Source organism: Nostoc sp. ATCC 53789 (assembly GCF_009873495.1).
In the GTDB taxonomy this organism is placed as follows: Bacteria; Cyanobacteriota; Cyanobacteriia; order Cyanobacteriales; family Nostocaceae; genus Nostoc; species Nostoc muscorum_A.
On sequence record NZ_CP046703.1, the window covers coordinates 6,206,754 to 6,219,212 of the forward strand.

Consider the following 12,459-nt stretch of genomic DNA (forward strand, 5'->3'; position numbering starts at 1 on the left):
TGGTGTTGGGTATTGCAATTTTATGAATTTGCCTTTTCGGACATTGGGAGTCTCACCAAATGCGTGGACAGTGAATGATGCGATCGCAGATATCACTCGTCCTCAAAAACCCCCACAACCCGTTATTTTATCAACAGAAACTAAAACCCTGCGTTTAGACTTGGCAAAAGCCGCTATCCTCGTCATTGATATGCAAAACGACTTCTGTCACCCGGATGGCTGGTTAGCGCATATTGGCGTGGATGTAACTCCAGCACGTCAGCCGATTAAACCTTTGAATAACCTACTTCCAGAACTTCGTGAAGCGGGTGTTCCAGTCATTTGGATAAATTGGGGGAATCGCCCTGACTTACTCAATATTAGTGCTGGTTCGCGTCATGTCTATAACCCCACAGGGGCAGGTGTGGGATTAGGCGATCCACTACCAAGCAATGGTGCAAGAGTCCTAATGGCGGGTAGTTGGGCCGCGGCAGTAGTAGACGAACTAGAACAGCTTCCTGAAGATATTCGTGTGGACAAATATCGCATGAGTGGGTTTTGGGATACCCCATTAGATAGTATCTTGCGGAATCTGGGAAGCACAACATTATTTTTTGCTGGTGTTAATGCCGATCAATGCGTGCTAGCTACCTTATGTGATGCCAATTTCTTAGGATATGACTGTGTGTTAGTTAAAGATTGTAGCGCTACGACTTCGCCTGAATATTGTTGGCTAGCAACGTTGTACAATGTTAAACAATGCTTCGGTTTTGTCACTGACTCCCAAGAAATTTTAACAGCGCTGCAAAAGAATGAGGAGTGATTAGATTTTAGATTTTTCCTTCAATCCAAAATTCAAAATTGGTTGAATGAGGAGTATTTAGTGTTTAACAATTAGTGATTTTTTCATTTATACAACTTAGAACTTACGCATAACCCACGCGGTAGGGGCAATTAATTAATGAATTGTCCCTACCTGAAAATCTTTCTTTGTGGCTATTGTTTGCATCATTCCTGACAACTCACAACTTAATATTCAAGACTTGGATTTTAGGAATTTTCATACCCATCGATAACTTTAGAGGGGATAAATAAATGTACGCTACTCGTTGTGTAATTCCGGTTATCAAATCTCCCAAAGATTACCAAGTATATCGCATTAGTCCTAATGACTCTAATCGATTAGCAATTATCTTCGATTCGACAAATGCTAATACTTCTTTGACTTGCTGTATAGAAATTTTTGATATCGGTGGACAAACACCGCCAAATCGCCATCAGTGGGCGGTGGAAATGTTTTTTGTCCTCAAAGGCGAAGCGATCGCTATGTGTGACGGCAAGAGTGCCACAATCAAGGCTGGAGATAGTTTATTAGTGCCTCCCACTGGGACTCATTTGATTAAAAATACTGGTTCTACTCGCTTGTATACGTTGACTGTGATGGTTCCCAATGAAGACTTTTCGGAATTGATTCGCAGTGGCATTCCGACGGAGTTAGATGCAGAAGATATGGCTGTACTGGGGAGATTCAATACTTTGATGCCCTGTTAAAATAATTCGTAATTCGTAATTCGTAATTCGTAATTCGTAATTTATTGGGGATTCCTCGTTTCAATGTGAAATACGGAAACGAGGGAATATTATGAATTACGAATTGTTTATCGTTAAAAAACTTTTAGCTTATTAACCTAGTGGTCTATCACATTAATTTTGCTAGGTTTGTAGTGAGCGATTTATCGCTCAAATCAAGGACTAAAGTCCTTACTACGAACTTTTATAAGCCTTCAGAATTAATGAGACAGACCACTAGTTTAGGGGTTTAAGTCCACGTCACAAAACGTAATTGCTAATTGCGAATTGGTTTAGCTACGAACTTTTGTGAGGATTTTTTGCGAATAAAACGAAGCCGATTCTTCGTTTTTGGAGCAATCTTGTGCGAACTTAATCAAATGATGCCCCACAAGTCCGACGTGAATCAAGTTTTCAATATCACCTGCTTTCAGCGCTGGCTTGGCCATTTTCCAGAAAGTCTGACGATAGTTACTAAATAAGCCTATCCGCAGCAAAATATTAGTTAAATAAGTTAAACCTTTACGGATATTAGCCCCAGAAGTGCGAGCAGGACTGTTAGGTACTTCGATGCGATTTGGATAGGTGTGTTCCATATTGTAAGCAAACCGCTCATATAAAAATTCCGGCTCATAAGCAGTTGTGATGCAGCGCCGCCACATCTCGACAACTTGCTCGTAGGGCATCAAAAACTCAACATTTGATTCGCGGTTTTCATCAAATACGAGTCGTCCTTCTGCTTCTAACCTCCGCCATAACGGAGTTCTCGGCAAAGCATGAAGTAGATTAATTGTCAACATGGGAATTTGAGATGCCCGAATAAATTCAATAATTCGGTCTGCTGTTTCTGGTGTATCTGTATCTAACCCAATGATGATTCCTGATACTACTTCCATGCCATAGCTATTTAAAACTTGAATTGCTTTTAAGATTGGCATACTCAGATTTTGATCTTTGGAAATAGCATGGAGAGCATCTGGCTCAGGTGTTTCGATACCGCAAAAGATCGTGCAGAAATAGGCTTCGCGCATCATCTCCAGCAGTTTTGGACTTTGGGCTAGGTTGAGAGTTGCTTCACATGCAAACTGGATGGGGTAGCCATTGCGTTTTTGCCAGTCAATCAGGTGAGGAAGTAACTTCATGGCAGCGCGGCGATCGCCAACAAAGTTATCATCAACAAAATACACTGCCCCCAAATTGCCAGATTGTCGCATTGCATCTAGCTCGGCAACCACTTGCTCTGGTGTTTTCATTCGGGGACTGTTGCCATAGAGTTCGGGAATATCACAAAACTCGCAGCGATAAGGACAACCACTAGAAAACTGCACATTTGCCAGAAAATAATCATCGATATCCAGCAAATGATAAGCTGGAGTTGGAAACTCTGTTAAAGGCAAACGTTCCTTCGTTTCAAAGCGGATTTGCCTTTGAGGACGTTCTAAGTTTTGGTCTAGATACTCGATCATGCGATCGCTAGCATCTCCCAACTCACCCAAATGTAAAATGTCAAATTCAGGATAATATTCTGGACACCCAGATACCGAAGGGCCACCCACCACTGTGATTTTCCCGGCTCGATGGGCAAGTTCATTAATTTGATTAATCTGTGGTTTTTGGATATGCATTCCACTCACAATTACCACATCAGCCCATTGGTAATCAGCCCTGGTTGCTGATTTGACATTCTCATCAATAAACCGCACTTCCCATTTTTGAGGTAAATAGGCAGCCACAATTAAAATACCTTGGGGTGGCATAAAAGCCCGAACATTACCCATCAATGGGTAGGCGTAATGAAAAGTACCAAAGGAGCGGCTGTATTTAGGAAAGATGCAAAGAATGCGTCGATGGTTCGAGGGAACGTAGCTGCTTCTCTTAGTATTAGAAGCGGTTTTGGAATCGGCCGCTATATAAGTTGGATTCTCTAAAGACTTAAGATTTACGGTCATCGCAAATTTCACCCCAGAAAACTGAGCAGTTAATTTGACAATTTATTGACACAATTCAGTGATAATTCCAACTAGCTTACCGCGATCTTTCAGCAGTTTTTAACTGTAAAATATAAAATTCCTCCTAGAGGGGTATGATTCGCCCTTTCTCAGAATGCAGTTTTGCAATTACGGATGCCTTTGAGTCGACAGATTCTGGCTTATGAGTTAATTCATCTAGAAGGCTTAGGTAAAAACTAATTACCGATATAGTTGGTTATATGTTGGTATGTTTGGTATTATTTTACCTAGCATCAATTTTATGGAAGAAATTTCTCAAACGCCTTTTCTATGAAAAGAAGACAAATTCTTGGCTTATTAGGTATAGCAGTTGCTGGTTTGCTCCTGGCAATTGGTTTACCGTTAGTTAATCCTTCTCCGGTAATAGCGCAAAATAGCACTATCCTCGTCTCCGCAGCCGCCAGCTTAAAAGAGGCACTAGAGGAAATTAAGCCTTTGTACCAACAAAGTAAATCAGATGTCAACATTAATTATAATTTTGGGGCTTCTGGTGCTTTGCAACAACAGATCGAGCAAGGTGCCCCAGCAGATATCTTTATTTCTGCTGGCAAAAAGCAAGTGGATGCCCTAGAACAAAAAGGACTTTTGGTAACAGGTAGCCGTGCTAACTTGGCAAATAACCGTCTAGTCTTGATTGTGGCTCAGGATGTTGTTGGCATCACTAGTTTCTACAATTTAACAGATAGTAAGATTAAAAAAATTGCGATCGGTGAACCTAGAAGTGTACCCGCCGGTCAATATGGGGAGCAAGTCTTAAAGAAATTGAAACTTTATAATCAGGTAAAGCCCAAATTAGTCTTTGCTAACAACGTGCGTCAAGTTTTGGCAGCAGTAGAAAGTGGTAACGCTGAAGCGGGTTTAGTTTATGCTACTGATGCCAAAATTTCCAACAAGGTAAAAGTCGTAGTTGCTGCTGACGATAAGTTTCACTCACCAATTGTCTATCCAATGGCAGTAATTAAAAGCAGTAAAAATATTCCAGCAGCCAAAGAGTTTATCCAATTTTTATCTGGCAGTGAAGCCAAGACAGTACTCAAAAAATATGGGTTTCTTGTAAGTTAGCAAGAAGCTTAAGAGTTCATTTGAATAAGTTAGGACTTACGCAAGAGTTACGGAATAACTAACCACAGAGGCGCAGAGGACACGGAGAAATAAGAGTTTGAGAGATATTTTGCGTAAGTCCTATAAGTGTTTCGCTGTGACTTAAGGCACTTTTAGATCCCCCTAACCCCTTTTAAAAGGGTTGGAGGATATTTTGTACGTAAGTCCTAAAGGAAAATAACCAATGCCCCATACCCGAATGGCACTAAGTTAATCGCAAAGCCCTGATATAACTTGCTTTTTGAGTGTGGGGAGTGTGGGGAGTGTGGGGGTAAGACTTCTTCCCCGTCCTCCCACACCTCCCACACCTCCCACACCTCCCACACCTTGCCCTGACCAGGTTTCAGCTTTTCTTAGTGCCATTCCCCCATACCCTTTAATACAAAGACTTAATCCACTGCCATTCCTGTGTCAAACCCTCTCTTAGAGAGACTTGTGGCTGATATCCCAGAATTTTCTGCGCTTTAGATACATCAGCAGCAGTGTGGCGTGCATCTCCCATCGCTTTTTCTATGTGGTTTCTTTTGATTGGTTTCCCAACGATTTCTTCAATCGTATCTAAGACTTCTGCTAAAACCACCCTGCTACCACCACCGATATTAAAAATTTCTCCCACTGCTTGGGGTGTGGAGGCAGCCGCTAAATTGGCGGCGACGATATCACCAACAAATGTAAACTCCCGCGTTTGCTGTCCATCACCGTAAATAGGAATCGCCTCATCCTGCAAAATGGATTTAAAGAACTTATGAAATGCCATATCTGGGCGTTGTTTTGGGCCATAGACTGTGAAATAGCGCAATGATACAGATGGCACACCAAAGTTTTTGTAATACAGTCTGCACAAAGTTTCAGCCGCTAGCTTAGTAATACCGTAAGGAGAAACAGGTTCAGGGCAAATTCCTTCGTGAGTAGGTAAAGTTTCTGCATCACCATATACACTTGACGAAGAAGCAAACACTAATCTTTTCAAGTGTTTTGCATCTTTAGCCGCTTCTAGCAAAACTTGCGTAGCATTAATATTTCGTTCTGTGTAACCTCGAAAAGCCTTACCCCAACTTGCCCTGACACCTGCTTGTGCTGCTTGATGGTAAACGACATCAACATCTTTTAAGAGTTCCTGCCAATCTAAAAACTGAATATCTGCTTCAATTAATGTAAAACTAGGTGAGCTATGTAAGTGTGCAACATTCTTACGCTTTAACATAGGATCGTAATAATCATTGAATTCATCAATCCCAATTACTTCTTCCCCTTGTTGTAGCAAGATGTCTACGAGGTGAGAACCAATAAAGCCTGCTGCTCCAGTAACGATAATTTTAGCCATGTTAGCTATTTTTTGCTATTTTCATAAATTTCTATATTCACAGGTTAGTACTTGTAATCAATAATCGTCATTACTTAAGCTTGATTTTTAATCAATTATTGTACCGTTTTAAACACAAGTATTACTTAAATAAATATACTTATAATCTAATTAATTAAAGTATATTTGTTTGGTTATTGTATGACAAAATTGACTAAGCAAATATACTAGTTGACAGAATTTAATCTTGAGAATAAAAGCAGTTGAAATTCAAACCACGAAATGGTCTTAAAACCCAATACGGTTCACTTAGCGATAAAAACCTTAAGCTGCGTAGGTTTGGTTGAGGAACGAAACCCAACATTACCACCTTATTTATGTTGGTTATGCTATCGCTGCACCCAACCTTGTATCTTAGAAATAGTAGTAGACTGTCCCAACCTTGGTCATTATAGACCGCTTTGTAGCATGGGTTACTACAACAATCTTCTAGACAGAACTCGAACAGTCGCCGGGGTCAAAGCTTTAAAGACTGGAAAATTAGATTTTTATGAGAAATTTGTAATAGAAAACAAAACATCTCAAAAGGGAATAACTATGACAGTCAATCTACAAGGAATATTACAGCAACCGGGACAAGGTTCTTCATACTGGGTGCTTGGGGATTTGTATACTTTTAAGGCAGTGGGTGAAGAAACTGGTCAAGCTTATGCTCTAGTTGAGATTACCGTTCAACCACAAAACGGTACACCTCCCCACATTCATAGTCACGAAGACGAAGCTTTTTATATTCAAGAGGGAGAATTGGAATTTCAGCTTGATGAGCGAATTATCTTAGCAACTCCTGGAACTTTTTTCCACTCTCCCAAAGGTCAACTCCACAGGTTTTCAAATATTGGTGCAAAGCCAGCAAAATTACTTTGTTGGTTCACACCAGCAGGGTTAGAGAAGTTTTTTATGGAAGTAGGTGTGCCAGCCTCAGAGAGAATGCAATTACCTAGCGTTAGTCCCGCAGATATGGAAAAAGCGGTGGCGGCTGCTTCAAAATACGGTCTTGAAATTATTCCGCCGTCTGCTGCATCTTTGCAGATATAAGGTAATATAACTACAAGCGATCGCAGTTAGACACCAAACAACAGTACTAGAAAGTTTCAGAGGAGCGATCGCTAACTAAGCTAATCAACATTTCTATTGAAGAGTTTCAATATGAAAACGCTTAAATGCTCTAGCTGCTTCAGGAATTAGCTCCCTACTTCCTTCAGGGTGGGTGCTTTCGCAATCACGTTAAAGAATCGTTTAGAGGCATTTTAGCTTCTACTTGCAGAAATGTCTTACCAAGAATACCTATATTTAATATTACCCAATACAATGTATTTTATTTAACTGCGATCGCCAGTTAAGATTTTAGAACTCTTTATACCATTCTCAGCACACTAGAGGATTCATAATCGATAATCCAAATATTGATCCCAAGAAAAAGTGTTGACTTATGTGTATAGAATTTGGGCGGGAAATCTGCGGCAATCTTGACACGGCAGAGTCACGCGAATGGTTAGTTACTAATGGTATTGGTGGTTATGCTTCTGGAACTGTGGCTGGTTTATTGACGCGCCGCTATCACGGACTATTGGTAGCAGCATTGAAACCACCTTTAGGTCGTACTTTACTGCTGGCAAAACTAGATGAAACTATCCTGTATGACAATCGCTCTTATTCTCTAGACACCAATCGTTGGGCTGATGGGACTGTCAGTCCTCACGGTTATCAAAATATTGAACGTTTTTCTCTGGAAGGTACAATTCCCTTATGGCGTTTTGCTGTTGCCGATGCCTTGTTAGAAAAACGGGTGTGGATGCAACAAGGTGTTAATACAACTTATGTGCAATATACTTTGCGTCGTGCCACGCAACCTCTGAAGTTGACCCTCAAAGCAATGGTCAACTACCGCGATTATCACAGCGACACCCAAAGCAATGGCTGGAAGATGTCTATTGAGGAAGTCGAACAAGGGATTTGTGTAACTGCTTATCCGGGTGCTGTACCAATGTATTTACTGACCGATGGTGGTAGTGCATCTGTTGCCGACAATTGGTATTATGGCTTTGACTTGGCTGTTGAACGCTATCGGGGATTGAGAGATAGAGAAGACCATCTCCACGCTGCGACTTTTGAAGTAACACTGAATCCTGGGGAAGCGATGTCTACGACGGGCTGCACCTACGCATTTGTAGCCAGCACAGAAAAGCAAGCAAATCTCAATGCCGAGGCTGCACTTAAGTTACGTCGCGCTCAAGAGCAGAAGCTAACAGGAATTTGGAAAACTAATCAACCCCTCAAGACGAAGGACTCACCTATCTGGATCAAGCAACTAATACTAGCTGCTGACCAGTTTATTGTTGACCGTCCAATGCCAGAAGACCCCTACGGTAAGACTATCATCGCTGGTTATCACTGGTTTAGCGACTGGGGACGCGACACCATGATTAGTCTACCTGGTTTGACAATTTCCACTGGTCGCCCAGAGGTAGCACGCTCAATTCTTCGCACTTTTGCTAGATACGTAGACCAAGGAATGCTGCCTAATCGCTTTCCCGATGCGGGCGAGCAACCAGAATATAATACAGTCGATGCCACTCTCTGGTACTTTGAAGCAGTCCGCGCTTACTACAGCGCTACGGATGATGATACTTTGCTTGCTGAACTCTTTCCCATACTTGCAGACATCATCGATTGGCACTGTCGCGGTACACGCTACAACATCCATCTCGATCCGGCCGATGGCTTACTGTTTGCAGGCGTTGCAGGTGTACAACTGACTTGGATGGATGCCAAAGTTGATAATTGGGTAGTTACGCCCCGAATTGGCAAACCGATTGAAGTTAATGCCCTCTGGTATAATGCTTTACGGACAATGGCCAAGTTTGCCCGTCACCTTGGTAAACCGCACCAAGAATATGAAGCTATGGCAGACCGAGCTAAGTATAGATTTTCTCGCTTCTGGAATGACGAGACAGGTTATTGCTATGACGTTCTAGACAGTCCTGATGGTGATGATGCAGCATTGCGTCCTAACCAAATATTTGCCGTTTCATTGCTAGAAAGTCCCCTAACACCTGCCCAGCAAAAAAGTGTGGTGGAAGTTTGCGGGCGATCGCTGCTGACTTCTCATGGATTGCGATCGATAGCGCCCGATCATTTCCAATACCAGGGTAAATACGGTGGTAATCAGTATCAACGTGATGGAGCTTATCATCAAGGGACAGTTTGGGGTTGGTTATTGGGGCCGTTCGTTCTAGCACACCTGCGCGTCTACAAAAATCCTGAGCAGGCTCGTCAATTTTTGGAACCAATGGCTAATCATCTTACTACACACGGTCTTGGTAGTCTCAGTGAAATTTTTGATGGTGATGCCCCGATGACTGCACGGGGATGTATTGCCCAAGCGTGGACAGTAGCAGAGGTTTTACGCGCTTGGCTGGCGACAGATAATTGATGCGCTTACCTGTTAACCCACCCAAAGTTTAGTAAAACAGCTGCCCATCAGCAATTTCTACGATCCGCTTAGTTCCATCTTTACTCTCTATTACATCTACAGAAAAGAATTGACTTCCAATCCGTTTTGCACATTCTTTAAGGATCTCTGGAACTTCGTCATCTGGTAAAACTTTTGCTGCTTTACCAGATTGATAAATCAAGAAATTTGCACTTTTTCAAAATTTTTAAGTATGATTATTAACCATGAATATATTAAAATACTCAGTTAACTTTGCTTCCTTTTGTGTTGTCGCTTGTATTATCGCTTCTACATCTGCGGTAATTGCTCAACCAAGACCTTCACAAAGCAATTCGGTAATAAAACTAACACCGACTCAGTTAAAAGTTTTGCGATCGCTAGGGTTAAAAATAGCATTACCAAGTTACCTACCCGCAAATTTTCATGCCGACAAAGTATTGGTTGAGGCTGGGCGTGAAAATGTTCAGAGCTTGCGTTACTTAGTTGTTTACCAAAATTCAAGTGCAGATAAATGCTTTGCGATTGAGTCAACATCTGGTGGTATCGGCGACTTGCCCTCTGGATCACGCAGTTACCCGATAAATTCTCCCATATTTGGCAAAAGCGTCTTGGAGCAAGGATTATACGGTAATGCCAAACAACCAACATTGCTATCGCAGTGGTTGGGTTCACAAAATGGCCCCTTTTACAGATTTGTTGGTACGGGAGTATTACCAGAATTGTCTAATTGTAGTAATGTTACTCCCCAAGAAGCAGTCAAAATTTCGCAGTCGGTTCGCTACTTCAATTAATTGACTACACCTACTAAACCGGAGCTTTTTCATTTATTGGAGTTCAATTAAAACCAATAAGCTATGACAATTATCTATTCAGGAATTTCCTGCGTCTTTTAAAAAAAAATACCAAGAATCTCTGTATATTTACTCTATTTAGGAGGACATAGAAATATGTCTAAACAGCAAGAGCTACCTTCAACCATTGTATTCATACAAGAAGACATACGAAAGTACAAAATTTTAAGGTAATTCTCATCGGAAATTAATTTAATTACTAGTAAATTAATTTAATTTATTATTAGAGAAATATTTGCAGGGTTGAGAGGACGATTAAAGAAAAATTTTTTGCAATCTTTCTGGAATGGCTGCACTTTTCATTGTAGGTATACAACAAAGATAAGTTAAAATCATCTGTAACTAAAAATTTAGCAGTTAATAGTAACTTTACATTTAGCATTTTGATTTTTTTATTGATATATCTTTATTCAACACCTAAAACGTAACCAGAAAAGTGAAGCAAATCAGAAAAGTTTGGATAAATATAGACCCATTTTCCTTACAGTCACGCCTCACAATTGGTATTGCTGCATTCTCAGGTTTGGTATTAGGTAGCCTCGCTACATGGACTAGTTGGAAAATGCAGCAAATATTAGTTGATAGTCATAAGTATAATATAGAACAAATCGCCAAGCGTTTGCCGCAAGATGTGCAAATTTATAGTGAAATGATGCAACCGGAAACTGGGTTGCAAAAGGCTATTAATAACTTGGCAAATACCAACATCTTATTATGGTTGAAAAGTCCTGATAATAAAATTTTAGTAAAATCTGCCACTTTAGATTTGGTATCCGATACTAAAGTAGCTGAGTTAATGTCTTTAACTAAGATGCCGATTAAACCACAAGTTTACAAAGTCAACGAAAGCTATTTTGTTTTATGTGGTAGTTCTGTACAAGTGCAGGGTAAGTTATTGGGTGAGGTATTTGTAGTCAAAGATATTACCCGCGAACAGAAAATGTTTCTGGGAATGGTGCAGAGTTTAACTATTATTAGTGTTTTGGCAATTATTATTTTAACTGCTGCGATCGCATTTTACATCCAGCGTTCTCTGCAACCTCTACGCCAGCTAAATCAAATGGCTTCTGTGATTTCGGCTGAAGATTTAGGACAATCGCATCTATCGGTTGAAAATGCACCCAGCGAAGTTAAAGAATTAGCTCAAACTTTAACTATGCTGTTATCGCGTCTCTCTCAATCTTGGAAGCAAGAACGAGAATTTGTGAGTAATGTTTCTCATGAATTACGTACACCTTTAACCATTGTACATGGTTATTTGCAAAGCGTTTTGCGAAGGCAAAATAATTTAACACAAACCCAACAAGAAGCTTTAGAAACTGCGGCATCGGAAGCTGAACGCACTATCCGTCTGCTACAAGATTTACTTGATTTAGCACGAGCAGATAATGGTTACTTATATTTTCAAATGAAATCTTATGTGCTAAATGACTTGGTTGAAGAAGTGGTGGTTATGGCAAAAAAATATAGCGATCGCATAATTAAAATCGAGTCCAACGTTGATCGAATTGAGGTGAAAGCAGATTACAGTCGGCTCAAACAAGTATTATTGAACTTGATTGATAATGCTATTAAGTACTCTGAAGCTGATACACCGATAGTTTTGGAATTAAATCAACTTGAAGATCGGGCAATTATTCAAGTTTGCGATCGAGGCTATGGAATTCCTTTGCAACAGCAAGCACGGATATTTGAAAGATTTTACCGCGTAGATGAATCCCGCTCTCATACTACCGGGGGTTGTGGTTTGGGTTTATCTATTGTCAAAACACTTGTAGAAGGTATGGGGGGTAGTGTTAGTGTGCAATCAAAGTTAGGGGAAGGAAGTACATTTACAATTAGTTTACCGACGTATAGCAGTGCTATCTGAATTTTTAAAACATCCTGTCAAGAATCAGGGCTTTTATAGAGAAGGAACCACCACAACTCTAGTCCAATAAAGGCTAAACCAGCGATCGCAACACCAACTTTCAAGCCCAATGGTTGCCCTATATGGTTAAATTGGGTAGTTTGCTCTGACGAGTGGGCTGGCATTTCTGCTAATGTTGCACTTGGTGTCCCGGCGAGAAGCGCTAAAGCTGTAAGGCTTCCCCAAAGCATTTTTTTACTGAACATTTCCTAATTTAACCTGCA

General features: G+C 40.7%; 12 protein-coding genes. 7 read left to right on the forward strand and 5 right to left on the reverse strand.

What is annotated here, in order from left to right:
* Positions 1-22 precede the first annotated feature (22 nt).
* Both GJB62_RS25675 and GJB62_RS25680 read left to right on the forward strand, forming a co-directional pair.
* Entirely contained in the window at positions 23-802 is a 780-nt protein-coding gene (locus tag GJB62_RS25675) for a cysteine hydrolase family protein (RefSeq protein WP_114084912.1), read from the forward strand.
* A 272-nt stretch (positions 803-1,074) separates the two neighbouring features.
* Positions 1,075-1,530: a cupin domain-containing protein gene (locus GJB62_RS25680; protein WP_114084911.1), complete on the forward strand. Its 456-nt coding sequence runs from the start codon at positions 1,075-1,077 to the stop codon at positions 1,528-1,530.
* Between the two features lie 311 nt (positions 1,531-1,841).
* On the opposite strand, the gene GJB62_RS25685 is transcribed toward GJB62_RS25680, so the two are convergent.
* Positions 1,842-3,497, reverse strand: coding sequence for a B12-binding domain-containing radical SAM protein (locus GJB62_RS25685; RefSeq protein ID WP_114084910.1), 1,656 nt, complete (start codon positions 3,495-3,497; stop codon positions 1,842-1,844).
* A gap of 330 nt (positions 3,498-3,827) precedes the next feature.
* On the opposite strand from GJB62_RS25685, the gene modA reads away from it, so the two are divergent.
* Positions 3,828-4,619, forward strand: coding sequence for a molybdate ABC transporter substrate-binding protein (modA, locus tag GJB62_RS25690; protein WP_114084909.1), 792 nt, complete (start codon positions 3,828-3,830; stop codon positions 4,617-4,619).
* Positions 4,620-4,868: 249 nt separating this feature from the next.
* On the opposite strand, the gene GJB62_RS25695 is transcribed toward modA, so the two are convergent.
* Complete coding sequence (locus tag GJB62_RS25695; RefSeq protein WP_159402577.1) at positions 4,869-5,021, reverse strand: hypothetical protein; 153 nt, start codon at positions 5,019-5,021, stop codon at positions 4,869-4,871.
* A gap of 13 nt (positions 5,022-5,034) precedes the next feature.
* Positions 5,035-5,982 (reverse strand): NAD-dependent epimerase/dehydratase family protein, encoded by a 948-nt coding sequence (locus tag GJB62_RS25700; protein ID WP_114084908.1) that lies wholly within the window; start codon positions 5,980-5,982, stop codon positions 5,035-5,037.
* A gap of 576 nt (positions 5,983-6,558) precedes the next feature.
* On the opposite strand from GJB62_RS25700, the gene GJB62_RS25705 reads away from it, so the two are divergent.
* Positions 6,559-7,056 carry a quercetin 2,3-dioxygenase gene (locus GJB62_RS25705; RefSeq protein ID WP_114084938.1) on the forward strand — a complete coding sequence of 166 codons (498 nt, stop codon included), beginning with the start codon at positions 6,559-6,561 and terminating at the stop codon, positions 7,054-7,056.
* 394 nt (positions 7,057-7,450) lie between these two features.
* Positions 7,451-9,454 carry an amylo-alpha-1,6-glucosidase gene (locus GJB62_RS25710; RefSeq protein ID WP_114084907.1) on the forward strand — a complete coding sequence of 668 codons (2,004 nt, stop codon included), beginning with the start codon at positions 7,451-7,453 and terminating at the stop codon, positions 9,452-9,454.
* A 28-nt stretch (positions 9,455-9,482) separates the two neighbouring features.
* Here GJB62_RS25710 and GJB62_RS25715 read toward each other — a convergent pair whose 3' ends face one another.
* Positions 9,483-9,656, reverse strand: coding sequence for an ATP-grasp domain-containing protein (locus GJB62_RS25715; RefSeq protein WP_159402578.1), 174 nt, complete (start codon positions 9,654-9,656; stop codon positions 9,483-9,485).
* Between the two features lie 43 nt (positions 9,657-9,699).
* Between GJB62_RS25715 and GJB62_RS25720 the strand changes: the two genes are divergently transcribed.
* Both GJB62_RS25720 and GJB62_RS25725 read left to right on the forward strand, forming a co-directional pair.
* Entirely contained in the window at positions 9,700-10,266 is a 567-nt protein-coding gene (locus GJB62_RS25720) for a hypothetical protein (RefSeq protein ID WP_114084906.1), read from the forward strand.
* A 496-nt stretch (positions 10,267-10,762) separates the two neighbouring features.
* A complete protein-coding gene (locus tag GJB62_RS25725) occupies positions 10,763-12,196 on the forward strand; it encodes a HAMP domain-containing sensor histidine kinase (RefSeq protein ID WP_114084905.1) in 1,434 nt (477 codons plus the stop codon).
* A 17-nt stretch (positions 12,197-12,213) separates the two neighbouring features.
* Here GJB62_RS25725 and GJB62_RS25730 read toward each other — a convergent pair whose 3' ends face one another.
* A complete protein-coding gene (locus GJB62_RS25730; protein ID WP_114084904.1) occupies positions 12,214-12,441 on the reverse strand; it encodes a hypothetical protein in 228 nt (75 codons plus the stop codon).
* Positions 12,442-12,459: the final 18 nt, after the last annotated feature.

Coding starts and splice junctions, on each gene's coding strand:
- GJB62_RS25710 (WP_114084907.1), top strand. CDS start 7,451: ATGTGTATAGAATTTGGGCGGGAAATCTGCGGCAATCTTGACACGGCA.
- modA (WP_114084909.1), top strand. CDS start 3,828: ATGAAAAGAAGACAAATTCTTGGCTTATTAGGTATAGCAGTTGCTGGT.
- GJB62_RS25695 (WP_159402577.1), bottom strand. CDS start 5,021: ATGGCACTAAGAAAAGCTGAAACCTGGTCAGGGCAAGGTGTGGGAGGT.
- GJB62_RS25730 (WP_114084904.1), bottom strand. CDS start 12,441: ATGTTCAGTAAAAAAATGCTTTGGGGAAGCCTTACAGCTTTAGCGCTT.
- GJB62_RS25680 (WP_114084911.1), top strand. CDS start 1,075: ATGTACGCTACTCGTTGTGTAATTCCGGTTATCAAATCTCCCAAAGAT.
- GJB62_RS25700 (WP_114084908.1), bottom strand. CDS start 5,982: ATGGCTAAAATTATCGTTACTGGAGCAGCAGGCTTTATTGGTTCTCAC.
- GJB62_RS25720 (WP_114084906.1), top strand. CDS start 9,700: ATGAATATATTAAAATACTCAGTTAACTTTGCTTCCTTTTGTGTTGTC.
- GJB62_RS25685 (WP_114084910.1), bottom strand. CDS start 3,497: ATGACCGTAAATCTTAAGTCTTTAGAGAATCCAACTTATATAGCGGCC.
- GJB62_RS25705 (WP_114084938.1), top strand. CDS start 6,559: ATGACAGTCAATCTACAAGGAATATTACAGCAACCGGGACAAGGTTCT.
- GJB62_RS25675 (WP_114084912.1), top strand. CDS start 23: ATGAATTTGCCTTTTCGGACATTGGGAGTCTCACCAAATGCGTGGACA.